The sequence below is a fragment of the Luteibacter sp. dw_328 genome, from assembly GCF_018449605.1.
Classification (GTDB): Bacteria; Pseudomonadota; Gammaproteobacteria; order Xanthomonadales; family Rhodanobacteraceae; genus Luteibacter.
This window is the reverse complement of the sequence record NZ_JAAVUW010000020.1, coordinates 1-322: the sequence shown is the minus strand read 5'-3', so window position 1 is coordinate 322 and position 322 is coordinate 1. Positions and strand designations below refer to the sequence as shown.

The window sequence follows — 322 nt, the reverse complement described above, 5'->3', positions numbered from 1 at the left end:
TTTTTCAGGAGGGACGTTCCATGCAGTACGCAAACCGTTCAGTCGCGCCGCCGCGCCGCAAGCTCGCGCTTGCCGTGGCTTTCGCCGTATCCATCGGCGGTGCCGGCGCGGCCTTGGCGCAGAGCAACGCCACCGGCGCCATCTTCGGCTCCGCCACGCCCGGTGACGTTGTCCATATCGAGAATACGGACAACGGCCTGCGCCGCGACATCACCGTCGATTCCGGTGGCCGTTACCGCGCCAACTCGCTGCCGATCGGCACCTACACCGTCACCCTGATGCACAACGGTACGGCCGTCGATTCGCACAAGGGCGTGCAGAC

General features: G+C 65.8%; 1 protein-coding gene. It reads left to right on the top strand.

The window, feature by feature from the left end; translation table 11 throughout:
* Positions 1-20 precede the first annotated feature (20 nt).
* A partial coding sequence (locus tag HB634_RS22770) for a carboxypeptidase-like regulatory domain-containing protein (protein WP_213950226.1) occupies positions 21-322 on the top strand: 302 nt, incomplete at its 3' end.